We start from the raw sequence: 19,687 nt of genomic DNA, 5'->3' as shown, positions 1-19,687 counted from the left end.
CGACTGATATGAAAACAACATTTCTCGGACTTCTGCTCCTGACAGCAACAGCTATCAGCGCTCAGGAACAAGCCCGCACATTCCAACTGGCAGACGCCCCCCGCTACAGCGAGGAAACAGGATACGGATATGACCTTGCACCCACTCCCGAAAAAGGGAGCAAAGCACCTTTCTTCTTTTCTGTCCGTGTGCCGGACGGTAACTACAAAGTAACCGTACGCCTCGGAAGCAAGAAGCAGGCAGGTGTAACTACCGTACGAGGCGAATCACGCCGTCTCTTTGTCGATAATCTGCCCACCAGAAAAGGGCAGTTCACAGAGGAGACATTTATCATCAACAAACGGAATCCACGCATATCCGACAAAGAATCGGTACGCATCAAACCCCGTGAAAAGACGAAACTGAACTGGGACGACAAACTGACACTGGAATTCAACGGTGACGCTCCCCTATGTCAGAGCATCAGTATCGAGCCTGCCGACCCGTCTGTAATTACCGTATTCCTGTGCGGCAACAGTACGGTAGTCGATCAGGACAACGAGCCTTGGGCCAGCTGGGGACAAATGATTCCTCACTTCTTCGGCACCGATGTCTGTATCGCCAATTATGCCGAATCCGGCGAATCGGCAAATACCTTTATCGGAGCCAAACGACTGGCGAAGGCTTTAAGCCAGATCAAAAAAGGAGACTATCTCTTTATGGAGTTCGGTCACAACGACCAAAAGCAGAAAGGGCCGGGCAAAGGAGCTTACTACTCCTTCATGACCAGTCTGAAAACATTCATTGACGAAGCGCGTGCACGCGGAGCGCATCCGGTGCTTGTCACTCCTACCCAACGTCGTAGTTTCGACGCCAACGGACATATCCGCGACACACACGAAGACTATCCGGAAGCGATGCGCTGGCTGGCAGCCAAAGAGAATGTTCCCCTGATCGATCTCAATGAAATGACACGTACCCTGTACGAGGCGCTGGGACCGGACACTTCCAAACGTGCTTTCGTCCACTATCCGGCAGGAACGTATCCGGGACAGACCAGGAATTTTGCAGATAATACGCACTTTAATCCTTACGGTGCCTATCAGATCGCCCAATGCGTCATCGAAGGGATGAAGAAAGCCGTTCCCGAACTGGCGAAGCATCTGAAAATAGACCCGGCATACAATCCCGCACATCCGGACGATGTGAATACTTTCCACTGGAACGATTCACCGTTCACGGAAATAGAGAAACCGGATGGAAATTAAAAGAATCCTATACTAAAAGACTATATGAGAATTAAAAACCTCCTTCCCCTACTTCTGGCAGGCTCGTTGATGATAGCGTGCACTCCTGCCAAACAAGCCGGCAACAGCTTCGAATGGGGGCAGGTACCTCAGCAACCGGATTTATCGTGGGCAGACAGCGTAGGCAGCCGCCAACTTCCCGGAGACAAGATGATTATATCCGCCAATTCCTTTGGCGCAGTAGCAGACAGTACCGTACTCAGCACAGAGGCCATTCAGAAAGCAATCGACAGTTGCGCTGTCTCCGGCGGAGGAACGGTGGTCCTGCAACCGGGGTATTACCAGACAGGAGCCTTATTTGTCAAAAGCGGTGTAAACCTGCAGATTGGCAAAGGGGTAACTCTGCTTGCCAGCCCCGACATCCACCATTATCCCGAATTTCGTTCGCGTATAGCAGGGATAGAGATGACATGGCCGGCAGCAGTGATCAACATTGTCGACGAGAAGAACGCCGCCATCAGCGGAGAAGGTACACTGGACTGCCGTGGAAAAGTCTTCTGGGATAAATACTGGGAAATGAGGAAAGAATACGAAGCCAGAGGGTTACGCTGGATAGTGGATTACGACTGCAAACGTGTACGGGGAATCCTCGTCGAACGCAGTTCGGACATCACACTGAGCGGTTTCACCCTGATGCGCACGGGATTCTGGGGATGTCAGATTCTCTATTCCGACTATTGCACCATAGACGGACTGACTATCAACAATAACATCGGCGGCCACGGTCCAAGCACGGACGGCATCGACATCGACTCCTCCTGCAACATACTGATCGAGAACTGTGACGTAGACTGCAACGACGACAATATTTGTATCAAATCGGGACGGGACGCGGACGGACTACGTGTGAACCGTCCGACAGAGAATGTGGTAGTGCGCAACTGCACAGCCCGCAAAGGAGCAGGACTGATTACCTGCGGCAGCGAAACTTCCGGCAGCATCCGCAATGTATTAGGCTATGATCTTAAAGCTGTCGGCACGTATACCGTGCTGCGACTGAAAAGTGCCATGAACGTGGGGGACCCATTGAGAATATCTACATGACCCGTGTCAGCGCAGAAAATGTCCGTCAGGTATTGGCGGCAGACTTAAACTGGAATCCAAGTTACAGCTACAGCACTTTGCCCAAAGAATATGAAGGCAAGGAGATTCCGGAGCACTGGAAAGTGATGCTGACTCCGGTAGAACCACCCGAAAAAGGGTATCCGCGATTCCGTGACATATACCTCTCACAGGTAAAAGCGGAAAATGTAGATGAATTTATCTCCGCTTCGGGCTGGAATGATACATTGCGTCTGGAAAACTTCTATCTTTACGGCATCGAAGCGCAGACCAATAAACCGGGGAAAATCTGCTATACGAGAAACTTTAATCTATCGGAAATAACATTGGACGTCAAAGACAAAGATGCTATTGTATTAAAGGAAAATGAACAAAGTAATATCCACTTCGACTATGTTAAAACAACTACTGACCGTCGTACTGCTGGCAATCTGCCTCATTAACGTACAGGCGCAGCAACTGACTCCTCCCGCCGGAACTTTCCGTCTGGGTATATCGAAAGGAACCGACAGTCATTGGCTGGCTCCTCAGGAAAAAGTGAAAGGAATCGCTTTCCGGTGGAAAGCCCTGCCGGATACCCGCGGCTTTATTCTCGAAGTAGCGGTCACCTCCTTGCAGCAGGCCGATACCTTATTCTGGAGCTTCGGAAACTGTCAGCCGGACATGGATATAAACGTGTTCAGTGTAGAAGGGCAAGCCTTCACCTGTTATTATGGTGAAAGTATGAAACTCCGCACCTTGCAGGCGGTCACTCCCACTGACGATATCCGTTTGAGTAACGGCCGTCAGGACAAGACTCCCCTCTTGCTTTATGAATCGGGGAAACGAACAGACCGTCCTGTCCTCGCAGGGCGCTGCCCGCTCGCAGCAAACAGTAAACTTTATTTCTGTTTCTACGAGCAAAATGCACGAGCAGATTATAATTATTTTATGTTGCCGGATCTTTTTGCAAAGATTGATGAATCTAAACATAGTAAAAAATGAATAAAACAGTAGTATCTCCATTCTCCTCCTTCGGGAAGGAGGAGATTTAAGATACTATTGATTATCATTTAGCTTAAATCCATACAAAGATGAAAAGAATATATCTACTACTCAGCCTACTGGCCGGTTGCCTGTTTATGCAGGCAGCAATCTATAACGTCAGAGATTTCGGAGCAAAAGCAGACGGAAAGACGATTGATTCTCCCGCCATCAACCGTGCCATCGAAGCTGCCGCACAAGAAGGTGGAGGTACCGTATACCTGCCTGCCGGAGAATATGCCTGTTATTCCATCCGGCTGAAAAGTAACATCCATCTCTATCTGGAACAAGGCGCACGCATCATCGCCGCCTTTCCGGGAAAGGACGAAGGATACGACTCGGCGGAACCTAATGAGCATAATAAATACCAGGACTTCGGGCACAGCCACTGGAAGAACTCCCTGATCTGGGGAATCGGTCTGGAAAACATCACCATCAGCGGTCCGGGACTGATCTACGGCAAAGGACTGACCCGCGAAGAAAGCCGCCTGCCGGGTGTAGGCAACAAAGCGATCAGCCTCAAGGATTGCCGGAACGTCACGTTGAAAGACTTCTCCATGCTCCATTGCGGACACTTCGCCCTGCTTGCCACCGGTGTAGAGCACCTCACCCTGCTTAATCTGAAAGTAGATACCAACCGTGACGGATTCGACATTGACTGCTGCCGCAACGTACGCATCAGCCAATGCACGGTCAACTCCCCGTGGGATGACGCCATCGTTCTGAAAGCCTCCTATGCGCTGGGACGTTTCAAAGATACAGAGAACGTTACCATCAGCGACTGCTACGTCAGCGGCTTCGACAAGGGAAGCGTACTGGACGGCAGCTGGCAACTCGACGAACCACAGGCCCCCGACCATGGATACCGTACCGGACGCATCAAGCTCGGAACGGAAAGCAGCGGAGGCTTCCGCAACATCGTCCTCACCAACTGTATCTTCGAACATTGTCGGGGACTGGCGCTCGAAACCGTAGACGGCGGCCATCTGGAAGACATCGTTATCAGCAATATCACCATGAGGAATATCGTCAACGCTCCTATCTTCCTTCGCCTGGGTGCGCGCATGCGCAGTCCGGAAGGGACACCCATAGGCACCATGAAGCGTATTCTGATCAGCGACATCAATGTGTGGAACGCCGACAGCCGGTATTCTTCCATTATCAGCGGCGTGCCCGGTGCATCTATCGAAGATGTTACTTTCCGCAACATTCATATATATTATAAAGGTGGATACAGCGAAGAAGACGGCAAGCGCACTCCACCCGAACAGGAGAAAGTATATCCCGAACCCTGGATGTTCGGTACGATTCCCGCCAAAGGATTTTATATCCGCCACGCAAAGAACATAACTTTCGACGGTGTCCGTTTCCACTTTGCACAGCCGGACGGACGTCCGCTCTTTGTGACCGACGACGCAGAAAACATTGAATACTATCATACACCCCAAGAATAATGAACAAGAAACAACTGATACTCCTCTGTATGCTCGCAGCAGGTGGAAGCATACAAGCGCAACAGTGGCCGGATGCTCCGGCAGAAGCCCGTCCCGGCACCAGATGGTGGTGGCTGGGAAGCGCTGTCGATGAAAAGAACCTGACTTACAATCTGGAAGAATACGCACGTGCCGGCATGGGCGCCGTAGAAATCACTCCCATCTATGGTGTACAGGGCAATGACGCCAACGATATTCAGTTCCTTTCTCCCCGCTGGATGGAAGTCCTCAAACACACACAGGCGGAAGGAAAACGCACCGGCATCGAGATCGATATGAACACCGGAACGGGATGGCCCTTCGGAGGACCGGAAGTCAGCATCGAAGACGCGGCAAGCAAAGCCATCTTCCAGACTTATGATATAGAAGGAGGCCAGGAAATCGTGCAAGATATCAATGTGACAGACAAGAAGCAACAACCTTATTCTGTCTTAAGCCGCGTAATGGCATACGACGAAAACGGACGCTGCATCAACCTTACTTCCCATGTCAGGAAAGACAAACTGGTATGGAAAGCCCCTGCCGGAAAATGGAAAGTGATAGCGCTGTATAACAGCAAGACACGTCAGAAAGTGAAACGTGCCGCCCCCGGAGGGGAAGGATACGTAATGAACCATCTTTCCAAGACTGCCGTCAAGAACTATCTCTCCCGATTTAACCGTGCTTTCAAAAGTAGTAAGACGAGTTATCCGCATACATTCTTCAACGACTCTTACGAAGTCTATCAGGCAGACTGGACAGAAGACTTTCTGGATCAGTTCGCCCGCAGACGGGGATATAAACTGGAAGAACATTTTCCGGAGTTTCTGGATGAAAACCGTCCGGAAATCAGCCGCCGCATCGTATCCGACTATCGGGAGACGATCTCCGACTTATTGCTGGAGAACTTCACCCGCCAATGGACGGACTGGGCACACAAGAATGGCAGCATCACCCGTAATCAGGCACACGGATCGCCTGCCAACCTGATCGATGTCTACGCAGCCGTAGACATCCCCGAATGTGAAGGATTCGGTTTGTCCCAATTTCATATCAAAGGATTACGTCAGGATTCATTAACCAAAAAGAATGATTCAGACTTGTCGATGCTGAAATATGCCTCTTCTGCCGCCCATATCGCCGGGAAACCTTATACTTCTACCGAAACATTTACCTGGCTGACGGAGCATTTCCGCACTTCTTTATCGCAATGCAAACCGGATATGGACCTGATGTTCGTCTCCGGCATTAATCATATGTTCTTTCACGGCACTCCTTATTCGCCGAAAGAAGCCGAATGGCCGGGATGGTTGTTTTACGCCTCTATCAATATGAACCCGACGAACAGTATCTGGCACGATGCCCCTTCGTTCTTCGATTATATCACCCGTTGCCAGAGTTTCCTGCAAATGGGTAAACCGGATAATGATTTCCTTATTTATCTGCCTGTCTATGATATGTGGGATGAGCAACCGGGACGTTTGCTGCTATTCAGCATTCATCACATGGCCAAGCTCGCCCCGAAATTTATAGATGCCATCCACCGTATCAATAACAGCGGATATGACGGAGACTATATCTCGGACAACTTTATCCGCAGCACCCGTTTCAAAGACGGGCAGTTAATCACTTCCGGCGGAACCGGTTACAAAGCACTGGTCGTACCCGCCGCCCATTTAATGCCGAATGACGTTCTGGCTCATCTGCTGAAACTGGCACAACAGGGAGCCACGATCGTATTCCTCGAAAACTATCCGACGGACGTACCGGGATACGGTCAACTGGAACAGAAGCGCAAGACTTATCAGCAGACGCTGCAAAAGTTACCTTCCGTTTCATTCTCCGAAACAACGGTTACTCCGGTAGGCAAAGGTAAGATTATTACAGGTACGGATTATGCACGTACTTTGGCAAGTTGTAATATTCCTCAGGAAGAAATGAAAACCAAGTTCGGACTGCAAGCCATCCGCAGAGTGAACGATAGCGGGCACCATTACTTTATCTCTTCTCTCCAAGATAAAGGAGTGAATGATTGGGTGACACTGGGAACCAAAGCCAAAGCTGCCGCCCTCTTCAATCCCATGACAGGCGAATGCGGAGAAGCAAAGGTACGCCAGGCCGGAGAACAGACACAAGTCTACCTCCAACTGAAATCCGGCGAATCGGTGATTTTGCAGACTTATCAACAGCCGCTGCAAGCTGCCCGCCCCTGGAAATATATTCAGGAACAACCGTTCAGCCTCAGCCTGGATCATGGCTGGAAACTACACTTCGCCGAAAGCGAACCGAAGATAAAGGGTACGTTTGACATCGACCGCCCTTGCTCATGGACAGGCATCGACCATCCGGCAGCCAAGATTAACATGGGCAGCGGTGTTTATTCATTGGATATCGAATTGCCCGCTCTGCAAGCCGATGACTGGGTACTCGACTTGGGAGACGTACGCGAAAGTGCCCGTGTCCGGATCAACGGGCAGGAAGCGGGCTGCGCATGGGCAGTACCTTACCAGCTACGAGTAGGTCATCTGCTGAAATCAGGAAAAAACCACATCGAGATAGAAGTCACTAACCTCCCTGCCAACCGGATATCTGAACTGGACAGGCAGGGAGTGCAGTGGCGCAAATTTAAAGAGATCAATATTGTCGATCTGAATTATCGTCCAGCCAACTATGGTCACTGGGCTCCCATGCCTTCGGGATTAAATAGCGAGGTCCGGCTGATTCCGGTAGATTATTTATCTTTCAAGACACACTAAAGTTATTATTTAAATCTACTTTCAGTTCAAGATAAGGCAATATAGTTCGGGCCTGACTAAAAAGTCAGTAGTATCTCCAATTCCCCTCCTTCGGGAAGGAGGGGTGCCCATAGGGCGGGGTGGTAGGTAAAATAAGGTTGTATCTAATTTGCTATGAATAAAAGCATTGCGTGTTTACCTACCACCTCCCCCTACGGGTACTCCTCCTTCCCGAAGCTACCCTTTATACACAAGTATATATTATTTTTTTTATCTTTGCTTGATGTTATTAGAGACAGATCAAATTCGTGATCCTCGGCTTTTGCGGCGTTTAAACTTAATTTGCTCTCAGATGGTTGTCCATCAAAGTGCTATAGTGAATCAATTTAGTAAGGAACATAAAGAAAAGATGGGTGCTTATAGATTTTTGAACAATTCCTCAGTCAGCTCTGATGCTATCTTATCAGGTCTGATACACACTTGCTGTAAGAATGCTTCCGGTCGTCAGCATTTACTGTGTATTCAAGATACCTCGGAGATAAACTATGAGGCTCATGTTGAGCGAATGAAGAAAAAAACAGCCAGTCCCGGCATTGTCGGTCAAAAGCAATGTGGTACTTTTTTGCATCCTGTCTTGGTAGTGGATGCCTCCAGTCATATTCCTATAGGCTTTTCTTCGGTTAAGCAGTGGAATCGCTCACCGGCTGCTTTAAGTCGTGAAGAACGTAATTACAGATATCAGCCTATAGAAGAAAAAGAGTCATATCGTTGGATAGAAAGTGGAATGGCTGCCAGTGAGCAAATGCCCCGGGATGCAGTTAAAACGATCATCGGTGACCGTGAAGCGGACATTTTCGAGCTTTTCAGCCGTATCCCTACTGATAATGTTCACTTGCTGATACGTTCTGTTCATGAAAGGAATTGCCGGTTGGATGATCCAGACTGTTCTGTCCATCTGAATACATTAATGGAGCAGGCTGTTCTACGGGCAGAGTATAGCTTTGAAGTGCTCCCGGGAAGCGGACGTAAGAAACGGGTAGCGTGCATGGAACTTCGCTTTGAAAGAGTCACCTTGTGCGCTCCTGTTAACGGTCCGGCAAAGGGCAGTCCCCCTGTTAGTCTTTATTGCATACATGTTAAAGAAAAATCTTCCAGTACACCGGTAAATGAGAGCCCTATTGAATGGAGACTGCTAACTACACATGTGGTGGAGACTGTAGAACAAGCAATTGAATGTATCGGTTGGTATCGTTGTAGATGGCTGATTGAAGAGTTGTTCAGAGTGCTCAAAAGAAAGGGATTCATGATTGAGGACGCACAGTTGGAAACAGTTTCGGCATTACAAAAACTAATCTTAATTTCCTTGCAGGCAGCCCTGCAGGTGATGGTACTCAAACTTTCTTTTGATAAAGAAGATGAAAAACTCTCTTCAGAAATCTACTTTACAAGCAAAGAAATAGCATTATTACATATAGTAGGAAAAAAGAGTGAGGGAAATACAAAAATACAGCAAAATCCATATAAAAAAGAATCAATGGCATGGGCAGCATGGATTATTGCAAGGTTAGGAGCATGGAGTGCATACAAGAGCCAGTCCATTCCAGGATATATTACCTTTAAGAATGGACTGGATAGATTTTATACACAGTTTGAACTGTATGAGTTAATCAGCTAAGACTTGTGTATAAAGGGTAGCTTCCCGAAGGAGGAGAGTTGTGATAGAACCGACTTTTTAGTCAGCCTCTTTTCAGCCTGTTATTTTAATCTATACTTGTTATTTTAATCTATAAATGAAATAGTCAGGCTAGTTCTTCTATGGCTGTAAAAGCCTGCTTTTAAAGTTTACGTATTTCTGCGTCCAAGGACAATGCACAAGACATTTCAAACAGGTACTGCATCCATATACATCAATTATATCATCTCTTGAGATTGTTATATTCCAGGTGGTTCCTTTCAATACTTTTCTTTCGCATATATCCCTACAAATATTACAATTACCACACTTCGGGGAAATAGGGGCATACGGTACAGTTTCTAACGGTGCATCAGTTAAAACAGTACCAAGACATTGCGCTGCACCATATTCAGGAGTAATAAACAGATTGTTTTTCCCAATCCATCCTAATCCACTAAGTTGCGCTACTGTTTTGTGAGGTAAAACCGACTCCTTCGTTTCAAAATTAAACACACCTTCTGCCAAAAGTCCCGCATCAGATTGTGAAAGAGCTTTATACCCTTTGCTGACAAGAAATTCAGCTAACTCGTCTGTTACTTCTCCCACTCTATTTTCAGTTTTTACATACTCATCTTCAAGAACAGGTTTATAATCAGGATTATTAAATACATCTTTTACAAACTTCGGATTTATTGCGATTCCTATTAATATAGCACATGGCAAACCTCTATTCTGCTTATTGGTCAACTTGGATATATCTACGAAATGAACAAAATCTACCCTTGACTTTTTCAATTCATTCTCTACTTCTTTATTCATATTTCTTTCTTTTTGACAGGGATATAAATATCTGTGATTAGTTCCGAAACCGGAGTTTTTTCGGGTGTATTGATATAAGTCTCAAAAGTAAATGGTTCTCGCAAGCTATAATCATTTGCAGGTAGCCAATCAAGATAAATATAACGATATACCCTATTCAGTTCATGATATAGTCCTTTAAAACGAAATATAGCATATTCACCCGCAGGAACTTCATAAACACCGAACCCCTTCGGAATTTTAAATGATTGTGGTAATGTTACTCCAACCATAAAACGACTTTGTTCTTCAAGCGTGATAAAAGGATAATCAAGAGTCAGGCTTACATATTTACATCCTTTTGATAATAATCCATAGCTTTCAGAAAATTGTAGCACCTGTTTCCATAAAACTGAAAAACTATGGCTGACATGATGTGTTCTCTCTAATTTTAAATATGCAATCCGTGTATGAGGCACTCTTTCAATACTTGGTTCAATCTGTATTGGATTCTTACCTTCAGAACAGGCATTTGAATGTCTTTTACGAAATTCAGGTATAGAGCAATTAAAATAGTTTTTGAATGCCCTTGAAAGAGTATGTTTATTCTGATAATTGATTTGACTAAGAATTTCGGAGACACTTACATTGGTGGATATTAACTTAAAAGCAATGTACTCCAATCTTAATCGTTGGATGTAATTCCCAAGGCTATCACCGCAAACAGCTTTAAAAAGTCGGCGGAAATGATACTTGGAAATGCATACAATTTGGGATAACTTTTCAGAATCAAGGTCATCAAATAAATGACAATTGATATATTCTTGAACTCTGATCACCAATTCATATTGTATGTGAGCGGTATTAATTTTTTGCTTCCATCTTTTAATTTCAGGTAACCGTCTGGACATAATTTCTCTCAACTCCGACGAAGTATGGCGTATGCCGACCTCTTTATAGTATTCTTCGGGAAAAAGTCCCCAAAGGTAGATAAGATAATCCATTGAGAAGTCATACAGTTTAACTCCATTTTTCAGACAGTAATCACAATATTCCTCATTTTGGTCCGCCTTCAGATTGGTATAATCAATATCCAAAGGTATCCCGCAAGTCTGGCAATATTTTGTTTCAGAATTGATGTTCATAAGTTTTTTATTATTGAGTGCAAAGTTAACCAATATGTTATGCAAAAAGTTACCAGAAATAGCCTTCTTTCGCTTTAATTTGCTTTTTATTGGTTCTACACATCTCCCCCATGTAATTTGAATGCGTTTTTGCTCTCATGCTCTAACAATTTGCCTGTATCCCTTTATTCATCGTTGTTTCAGGTATGGTAGCAAGTGTGGTAGCAGGTATGAGAGCAAACGTTTGCTCTCATACCTGTCTTGTATCTATGTTGTCAATTCCATCCTGATTCTTCTCATGCAAACTGCAATTTCCAATTCAAAATCACGGTTGTTTCAGATAGTTTCAAGCGCTTGGAACTCTAGTTTCAAGCATTGAAACCATTAGTTCCAAGCCTTGAAACAAAAGTTTCAGACGCTTGAAACTATCTGAAACTACTGTCGATTGGGATTACTTGACCGCACGATCTGATTGACTTAACCGTATCAACTGTTCCGATTCACCTGTTCTTTCAAGTAGCACTAAATCATCTATTGTTCAATAATACATCATTTATCAGGTATTAATACCTGATTTCTCAATTATTAATACCTGAGATGTCAATCGTTAATAGTTGACAAATCAACCATTAACATCCTACAAATCAAAAGATAGCATTGAATAAACACTTACTAACACGATTTGACAGAGTGAGAGCAACCGCTTGCTCTCATACTTGCCACCACGCCTGCTATCATAGCCAAAACTACGATGAATAAAGGGATACAAGCGAATTGTTAGAGCGTGAGAGCAAAACTGCTATTAAATCACTGTGGAGAAAATCCAGAATCAACCTATTCTCAACCATCCGACTTCTCTAGTTCCAATCGTAATTCTTTTAATGCCATGATTTCCATAGTATTCTGAACATATATGCGTGTCAACACCAAACGAGTCATAACACGACTTGAACAAACATATTCATCATCTACGAACTCATCAATGAGGACATCAAGGAAGCAGAGAGTACATTTAAGTTCATGTTTTGATAGTTTATCAATGCTTTCAATTTGTCCAAAGCTAGGCCAATTGTCTTTAAGAAAGGCAAGTTTGTCGGTGGAGTCCTGTAAATCAAGCTTCATCAGGCAGGGGTAGGAACAAGTAGGATCATCCATAATTTTCTGTTTTTTCATTTGTGTGTTCCCGTATGCCCCAAAGAAAAAAGGCGTGGAAACTATTACTACATTACCCTCTCAAAGGCTCTGGTAAGCCCGTATTCGAATAATAAGTAATAGCTCCACGCCCATGAGGTATATAACAAACTTATATACAACAAAGACGTGGAGACCGGTTACTTATTATCTGCGAATACTAAATTTACCAGATTTATGAGAGCAGATAATAAAAACGCTATCTCCAAAATAAAAAAAGCGTAGCTCCTTTGCGGAGATACGCCACAAATATAGTTATATTTTCTGATATTGATACTTTGGTGTGTACTATTTCGCCATCTGATTCAGACGAAATACCGCCATATCGCTGTTTGTTCCGTTTCAATAATCAGATCGATAAACATATAACAAGTTAAGAAGAGAAAAGAGTTACAGAGTCTGAATAGTCTAATTTATTCTTTTAGTAATTCATCGTCTAAAATATCTTTCATAATACGATTCCTTCATTAGTGACATTAATATAAAAAGGTGTTTTGAACGGACGGTTTTCCCAAAGTTTTTTCAGCATAACCATCGGACTGATAGATATACCGGTTTTCAGTTCAAGTTCGTAAAGGGGTAAAGTAATCGCCTCTTCCTCTTTCAAAGTTATTTTCTCTCCATCAAGCAAGATGAGTAAATCAATATCACTGTCACTGCGTGCCTCATTCCTCGCTTGAGAACCATATAATATGGTCTTAGCGGTAGGAGCAACATGACGGATAATGTCCTTGATTTGTTCGATCACTTCTGTTCGTCTCATAACTTCTTAATCTATTGATTATATGCAAATATACTCGATTCTTTTCAATTCTCAACACACCCAAGAACGCTTTTTATTATATTCTCACTATTTCGCCATCTGATTCAGATGAAATACCGCCATATCGCTGTTTGTTCCTATTCTGAAAGGAGGCCCCCAAAGAGATAATCCGCTGGAAACATAGATATGTGATTGGCTCCATTTGCGATAGCCGTGACTCTGTTCATATATTCTGTCTGTTACCCAACTTATAGGCCATATCTGTCCATGATGCGTATGTCCGCTGAATTGCAGGTCTATTCCCAAAGAATCTGTTTTAGCCAGGTTGTAGGGTTGATGATCTAAAAGAATGATAGGTTTACTACGATCCGCTTGCTTTAATAAGGTAGGCAGGGAATGACGAGAACGGTTGGAACGGTCGTCACGTCCGATGATCTGCACACCGTTAGGCAATGTTACTACGGAATCACGCAATAGTTGTATGGGAGTATCTTTCAAGAAGCGGACGCTTTCATCAATACCGCTGATGTATTCATGATTTCCCGGAACCATATAAATGCCCAAGGGAGCTTTCAGTTGTGCCAGTTCTTCCGCCATATTCTCCTTATATAATGGGGTAAGACTATTATCTATCAAATCTCCACCGATCAGTATAAGGTCGGGATGCTGCGCATTTATCATATCTACATATTCTTTCAGCATGGCTTTTCCCGTACCATACCCTAAATGGACGTCACTCACGGCTACGATATTGATTCCGTTACCTTCTATCGGCTTATCAAGGGAGACATCAATCTTATTGACCTGCGGATGACGGTAGTTATAATAACCGTACAGAAGCAGACAGCAAGTCGCTCCCAGCGCATAATAGAAACCGTGATTTAGTGACGGCACAAATATCTTCGTCACATCTGCTATCAACAAAGCAAAAATCATGTACAGTGTAAATACCAGCCATACCGAACCGATGTGAAACATGGATTTCGACAGGATGACAGGCATATCTATATGACGGGTCAGCATAGCTATCACCAACGAGAAAGCTACCAGCCAATAGATGACAGACAACAGAATCTTCATAGCCAGCGAGAAGCCGGAAAGCATCTGTAATGTACGGATAAAGATATAAACATTGCCACCTACATAAGCAAGCAGAAATATCAGGAAGAATATTCGCATAATCGTTATAAATTAAAATGGTTATCAAATATATTATCGCCCTTTTCCGTTGTCAGGTAGTGAGTGTCTGTATATCTTTGTGAAGAATAAAAAACAGGTATTATGTTACCGGATTTGTGTAAAGCATTCGACAATACTTCTACCTATTGTTGACAGCTTGTTCCAATTGCCTCAAAGCCTTCTCCAGCGTAGCACGCGGACAGGCAACATTCAACCGCATAAACCCTTCACCTTCTTTGCCGAACGTCGTTCCTTCATTCAAAGCCAAGTGGGCATCTTCTACAAACAGGCGATTCAGTTCCTCCTGATTTAACCCCAGCTCACGACAGTCTAAAAAGATTAGGTAGGATGCTTGCGGACGAATCATTCTGATGGCAGGAATCCGCTCTTTCAGATAACTTTCCGTGAAGTCAATATTTCCTTTGATATAGGCAACGACCTGATCCAGCCATTCAGTACCATGACTGTAGGCTGCCGCTACGCTGAGATAAGCGAATAAGTGTCCTTCGGAGAACTCGCTCGCTTCCATATATACCTGGAACTGATGACGAAGTTCGTCATTCTCAATGATTGCATACGAACTTGCCAGTCCGGGCATATTGAACGCTTTGCTCGGAGACATAAAGACAAGGGAGTTCATCCGTGCTTTCTCAGAAATCAAAGCAAAAGTAGGATGCTTGTAAGGAGGCAGGGTCAAGTCGGCATGAATCTCGTCAGAGATTACTAATGTACCGTTCTCATAGCAGATGTCAGCGATCTGCGACAGTTCTTCTTTGGTCCATACACGTCCGCCCGGATTATGGGGATTGCTCAGAATAAGCAGCTTGCATCCCTGCACATCTTTGCGGAAACGGTCGAAATCAATATGATATTGTCCGTCTTTCAATACCAGCGGACTGTACACCACTTCACGTTCGTTCTTCTGCGTCACGAGAAAGAAAGGATGGTATACAGGAGGCATGACCATCACCTTATCCCCTTTCTCCGTGAAACAATGGATAGCAAATGCCAGTCCGCGGACAATGCCGGGAGTAAACGTCAGCATATCCTCGCGAATCTCCCAGCCATGCCGTTCTTTCAGCCAGTTGATAATGGATTCGGCCCATTCTTTGCAGGCAAATGTATAGCCCAGCACTTCATGGTCCAGACGTTTCTTCAAGGCGTCGATTACAAAAGGGGCTGTGCGGAAATCCATATCAGCCACCCACATCGGAATCAAGTCATTACGCCCCCAACGGCGTTCTACGGCATCCCATTTTACGGAGTCCGTACCATTACGGTTTATTATTTCATCAAAATTATAGTTCATACTGCATGAGGTTTTTATGTATCTTGAAGCAAAAGTACACAAAAACTCCGAGTTTGTATCTTAAAACTCTGTAACAGACGTTTTCAAGCCGATTCTTTTAATATATACCGGCACTCTATTCCTTTTTTTTCTGCCTGCTCCTATAGGCTGTCGGAGTTTCTCCGGTATATTGTTTAAATGCTGTACTGAAATAACTGATAGTAGTAAATCCTACTTTCTCTGAAATATCCGTAAATGTAAAATCTGTAGCAGTAATCAGCAGAATCGCCTTTTCCATCCTGATTTTATTAATATATTCATTTAGACCAATGCCTGTCAGTGCCTTCAATTTCGTATAAAGCGAAGCACGACTCATCCCTACCTCCTTACAAATGAAAGACACATCCAGTTTCGTATCACTCAAATTCTCCTGAATGATTCTATTCAATTTCACCAAAAACGTTTCATCTGCCAAACTGAAAGTAGTTTCCTCCGGAGCTGGTATTAATCCAGCATCCAGGTATCTCTTCTTTGTATATTCACGATTTTTCAAACGATTTCGGATTAACTCCATCAACATTTCTATTTCGAAAGGTTTAGTAAGGTAGCCATCCGCTCCATTTTTATAACCGCTAATCTGACTTTCCTTATCATCTCTAGCCGTCAACAAAATAATAGGGATATGACTGACAGCAAGGTCTTCTTTAAGACCTTTACAAAGTTCATATCCATTCATTCGTGGCATCATCACATCACTGACAATAATGTCTGGTGTATAACTCTTTACCAACTGAAGCGCCTCCACTCCATCAGAAGCTATCAACACCTTTTTAAAATATTCACTCAATGCCTTACTAAAAAAGTCCGTCAGATCCGAATTATCATCCACAACCAAAATCGTATACGAAGTTGTATCAAATTCCTCTCCTTTACTGATATGTTCACTATCATCGTTGCTCATCAACTCATTCAAATAAGCTTTCGGTTGACAAACAATCTCTTCAGCATCCTGCCTCAACGGCAGTTCGAAGAAAAATGTGGCACCTGTTTCCTGATTATCCCGGGCACCAATGGAGCCGCCATGCAATTCAACCAATATTTTAGAATATGACAACCCGATTCCTGTCCCGTTTTGTTCTTTAGTGCCCTGATAAAATCGGGTAAAGAGCTTTCGTGTATCCACATTTTCCAATCCGCTTCCCTGATCAATGACAGATACGCGCACTCTTTTTCTTTCAGAAATCAATTCCGAAACAATAGTTATCTCTGTATGTTGCGGACTGTGTTTCAAGGCATTAATCAGCAAATTGCTTAGAATAATCTCACACTTGTTTTTATCAAAACTGACTGCTTCTATTCGTGAATCAAACCGATAACTGATATGTACACTTTTTGCCTCTCCCTCGCTGATAAAGTCTTGTGATACATGCTTGATCCATTCGTTTAGCGGCTGTGGTTCTATTTGTAACCGACTTTCACCTACCTCCATTTTACGTACATCAAGCACCATATTTATCAGATTTTTCATCCGCTGTGACTGTCGATAAATAGCCTTTATCGGCAAATATTGGGCATCTTGAGGAGAAAGCGATTTCAATATTTGCTTGAGAGGTGCATAGATCAGTGTCAAAGGTGTGCGCAACTCATGACTTATATTAATCAAAAAACGAACTTTTTCTTCATACGTTTTTTGCTCGTGTTCCTTCATTTCCCATCGTAGCTTTTCCTCCTTACGTTTCAACACTTTTCGCACACTTTCAATGACAATGACAGCTACCAATAGAATACAACCCAATATAAACCACCATGTCTTATACCATGGAGGAGAAATTGTCAGTTGTAACAATTGTTGAGCAGGCACCCAACTACCGTCTTTAGTGGTACAAGAAGCCATAATCTGATAATTACCCGGAGGAAGCGCACGCATAGTCAGTTCCGGACTATATGATTCAACAAGCTGCTCATCCAGCCCTTTTATCTGATACCGATACACCTTCTGTCTGAAGATATCTTCTTCTTTCGCCATGACATGAATGACAATATTACTATTCCATGGCACGGAAAGCTTTCTTATACCATCATACAATTTATTGTTCGCAGGTTCTCCATTGATTATGATATCTGATAATTGTAATTGCGGATTCGTATTTCTCAATGGTAGCTTACCATCAATATGAAGCAATCCTTTGACCCCTCCCATATAAATATCACCCTTCTGACTTAACAAACGAGCTTCTGGAAAGTATTCATTCGGAACAGCTCCATCCGTTTCGCCGAATAATGCCATCTTCTCCTCGGCTATGGACCATGCAAACAGTCGGTTTTCAGCACCAACCCAAATCTTTCCTTTTTGATCACAAATCAATGAAGAAACCTCTATAAATAATGAAGTAGAAATCATTTTTTGTTTCTGTGTCGCTGGATGATAACTCACCAAACCTAAATTACTCCCGATCCAAAAACAGCCACTCTCATCCATGGATACTGAATTTATATTCATATCATCCTGAGCAGTAAACAACACTCTCAGCTTATTACTATGATTATCCAACTCATAAATATGTTTTATATCGTTCAAATAAGTTGAATGCCCATCACAAGCAATTGCTTTCAAGGACCCCTCAATAATATTTATGCCTTTTTCTTCGGAAACAATAGAAAACTGCTTCTCCTTCAAATGATAACAATACACGTGATTGCCCAACAGCAATATCGTGTTGGGAGTATTCCGATAAACATTGACCGTATTTCCGTGAAGACATAAACGTTCATTGACTTCTTTATCAATAATAGTAAATGGTTGTTTATTTCCTGTGACCGGATCAAAAATAAATATCCCTTGTGCAAATATAGACAACAATAATTTCCCGGAAGCAAAGCCACAAATAGAAGCAACTTTATCTCCCAAAGTAGAAGGATAATGTGTAAACTCTCCGGCCAGGGAGTTAAAACAATTAATTCCACCTCCATTTGTTCCCACCCAGATATGACCTGATTCCTGCTGACATAAACTCAATACTATATTGTCACTTAAACCTTGTTTATTATTCGGCAACGCATCTGTGTATGCCTGCATATATACCTCACGAACACTAATCAAACCACTATAAATACTCCCAATCCATATATTATTATTTTGATCATTATAAAGACAGATGATTGAGTTATTAGGAAGTGATGAATTGACTTTTCCGGGGATATGCTTTAAGGAGGAAAACTGCTGAGTCTCAGGATTGAGTATATTAATGCCTCCCCCGTCTGTCCCAAGCCATATTTGCCCTTTACGTTCAACAATACTCAATATGATATCATTACTAAGAGAGGAATTACGGGTTGTATAAAGTGCAATCTGCTTTCCATCACGGGTAAAACAACGCAGTCCGACATTATAAGAAGCAACCCACACTCTTTGTTTGGAATCAACAAGCATACCCGTAATTTCTTTTTCTGCCCCAAAAGGCGCTCGTCTGTATTCGCCTGATTGAAGATCAACCAAATACATCCCTTGCCAACGACTGCAACATAGTATCGTATGAGAATCTATCAAACCCAAAGCGGTAATATTAAAGTTCTGCTCCGATTTAAATTCGTAGATTTTCCGTATACAAGATTCTTTATAACTATAGTGATAGATTTTCCCTTGTCCACCGAATAAAATTCCTTCAGGGGTCCGGCAAACAGAATAAGCAATCAAATTTTCACCTTTCTCATCCGTCTGCAAAAGAAAGTCATCACTCTGATATCGATAAAGTGAAATTCCCTTATCTGTTAATATCCAAAGATTCCCCTGCTCTCCTCTCGCAATCTGATAAATTTGATTACCGGGAAGTGAATTAGACAGGGATGAGTTATGGATATATTTTTTAAGTTCCTGTCCATCAAATCTTCCCAAGCCTGATCTTGTTCCCATCCAGACGAAGCCACGATTATCTGCTGCAATGCAATGTACAGTTGAAGGTAATCCAGCCTTTAATGAGATTTGTTTGTAGTAATAATGTTCTGCCCGAAGAGGATATGAAAAGAACATCTGTACAATAGATACTATGAGCAATAGTTTTGTTGCGTTCATTATAGTCAGATTATAAGATTCA

Annotated in this window: 12 protein-coding genes and 1 pseudogene; 6 read left to right on the top strand and 7 right to left on the bottom strand. The window is 43.4% G+C overall.

Annotation, left to right across the window (positions count from 1 at the left end; genetic code table 11):
- Window positions 1-8 precede the first annotated feature (8 nt).
- From BT_RS20940 to BT_RS20915, 6 genes and pseudogenes are all read left to right on the top strand, one after another.
- On the top strand, window positions 9-1,247 hold the full coding sequence (locus tag BT_RS20940) for a rhamnogalacturonan acetylesterase (protein ID WP_011109136.1): 1,239 nt from the start codon (window positions 9-11) through the stop codon (window positions 1,245-1,247).
- Between the two features lie 24 nt (window positions 1,248-1,271).
- Window positions 1,272-2,791: pseudogene (locus BT_RS20935) on the top strand (glycoside hydrolase family 28 protein).
- Window positions 2,742-3,332, top strand: a complete 591-nt coding sequence (locus BT_RS20930) for a DUF4450 domain-containing protein (RefSeq protein ID WP_011109133.1) — start codon at window positions 2,742-2,744, stop codon at window positions 3,330-3,332. Before BT_RS20935 ends, BT_RS20930 begins: the two are co-directional and overlap by 50 nt.
- Window positions 3,333-3,421: 89 nt before the next feature.
- A complete protein-coding gene (locus BT_RS20925) occupies window positions 3,422-4,825 on the top strand; it encodes a rhamnogalacturonidase (RefSeq protein WP_011109132.1) in 1,404 nt (467 codons plus the stop codon).
- Window positions 4,825-7,599, top strand: a complete 2,775-nt coding sequence (locus tag BT_RS20920) for an alpha-L-rhamnosidase (RefSeq protein ID WP_011109131.1) — start codon at window positions 4,825-4,827, stop codon at window positions 7,597-7,599. Before BT_RS20925 ends, BT_RS20920 begins: the two co-directional genes overlap by 1 nt.
- A 331-nt stretch (window positions 7,600-7,930) precedes the next feature.
- Window positions 7,931-9,253 (top strand): IS4-like element ISBthe3 family transposase, encoded by a 1,323-nt coding sequence (locus BT_RS20915; protein WP_008766443.1) that lies wholly within the window; start codon window positions 7,931-7,933, stop codon window positions 9,251-9,253.
- A gap of 138 nt (window positions 9,254-9,391) precedes the next feature.
- Here the strand turns inward: BT_RS20915 and BT_RS20910 are convergent, their stop codons facing one another.
- From BT_RS20910 to BT_RS20880, 7 genes are all read right to left on the bottom strand, one after another.
- Entirely contained in the window at window positions 9,392-10,072 is a 681-nt protein-coding gene (locus tag BT_RS20910) for an epoxyqueuosine reductase (RefSeq protein ID WP_011109129.1), read from the bottom strand.
- Window positions 10,069-11,196 (bottom strand): GyrI-like domain-containing protein, encoded by a 1,128-nt coding sequence (locus BT_RS20905; protein WP_011109128.1) that lies wholly within the window; start codon window positions 11,194-11,196, stop codon window positions 10,069-10,071. Before BT_RS20905 ends, BT_RS20910 begins: the two co-directional genes overlap by 4 nt.
- Before the next feature lie 819 nt (window positions 11,197-12,015).
- Entirely contained in the window at window positions 12,016-12,348 is a 333-nt protein-coding gene (locus BT_RS20900; protein WP_011109127.1) for a hypothetical protein, read from the bottom strand.
- Between the two features lie 466 nt (window positions 12,349-12,814).
- Window positions 12,815-13,129: a nucleotidyltransferase family protein gene (locus BT_RS20895; RefSeq protein WP_008764355.1), complete on the bottom strand. Its 315-nt coding sequence runs from the start codon at window positions 13,127-13,129 to the stop codon at window positions 12,815-12,817.
- An 87-nt stretch (window positions 13,130-13,216) separates the two neighbouring features.
- Complete coding sequence (locus tag BT_RS20890) at window positions 13,217-14,308, bottom strand: metallophosphoesterase (RefSeq protein ID WP_011109126.1); 1,092 nt, start codon at window positions 14,306-14,308, stop codon at window positions 13,217-13,219.
- A gap of 139 nt (window positions 14,309-14,447) precedes the next feature.
- Window positions 14,448-15,617, bottom strand: coding sequence for a MalY/PatB family protein (locus BT_RS20885; RefSeq protein WP_011109125.1), 1,170 nt, complete (start codon window positions 15,615-15,617; stop codon window positions 14,448-14,450).
- Window positions 15,618-15,732: 115 nt separating this feature from the next.
- A complete protein-coding gene (locus BT_RS20880; protein ID WP_011109124.1) occupies window positions 15,733-19,665 on the bottom strand; it encodes a hybrid sensor histidine kinase/response regulator transcription factor in 3,933 nt (1,310 codons plus the stop codon).
- Window positions 19,666-19,687: the final 22 nt, after the last annotated feature.

The organism is Bacteroides thetaiotaomicron VPI-5482 (assembly GCF_000011065.1).
In the GTDB taxonomy this organism is placed as follows: Bacteria; Bacteroidota; Bacteroidia; order Bacteroidales; family Bacteroidaceae; genus Bacteroides; species Bacteroides thetaiotaomicron.
The sequence above is the reverse complement of the archived record's forward strand: the minus strand, read 5'-3'. Positions and strand labels throughout refer to the sequence as shown.

Bases quoted from the DNA above. Each gene is read 5' to 3' on its own strand.
- BT_RS20920 (WP_011109131.1), top strand. From the start codon at position 4,825: ATGAACAAGAAACAACTGATACTCCTCTGTATGCTCGCAGCAGGTGGA.
- BT_RS20910 (WP_011109129.1), bottom strand. From the start codon at position 10,072: ATGAATAAAGAAGTAGAGAATGAATTGAAAAAGTCAAGGGTAGATTTT.
- BT_RS20880 (WP_011109124.1), bottom strand. From the start codon at position 19,665: ATGAACGCAACAAAACTATTGCTCATAGTATCTATTGTACAGATGTTC.
- BT_RS20940 (WP_011109136.1), top strand. From the start codon at position 9: ATGAAAACAACATTTCTCGGACTTCTGCTCCTGACAGCAACAGCTATC.
- BT_RS20915 (WP_008766443.1), top strand. From the start codon at position 7,931: ATGGTTGTCCATCAAAGTGCTATAGTGAATCAATTTAGTAAGGAACAT.
- BT_RS20890 (WP_011109126.1), bottom strand. From the start codon at position 14,308: ATGCGAATATTCTTCCTGATATTTCTGCTTGCTTATGTAGGTGGCAAT.
- BT_RS20885 (WP_011109125.1), bottom strand. From the start codon at position 15,617: ATGAACTATAATTTTGATGAAATAATAAACCGTAATGGTACGGACTCC.
- BT_RS20900 (WP_011109127.1), bottom strand. From the start codon at position 12,348: ATGAAAAAACAGAAAATTATGGATGATCCTACTTGTTCCTACCCCTGC.
- BT_RS20930 (WP_011109133.1), top strand. From the start codon at position 2,742: ATGTTAAAACAACTACTGACCGTCGTACTGCTGGCAATCTGCCTCATT.
- BT_RS20925 (WP_011109132.1), top strand. From the start codon at position 3,422: ATGAAAAGAATATATCTACTACTCAGCCTACTGGCCGGTTGCCTGTTT.
- BT_RS20905 (WP_011109128.1), bottom strand. From the start codon at position 11,196: ATGAACATCAATTCTGAAACAAAATATTGCCAGACTTGCGGGATACCT.
- BT_RS20895 (WP_008764355.1), bottom strand. From the start codon at position 13,129: ATGAGACGAACAGAAGTGATCGAACAAATCAAGGACATTATCCGTCAT.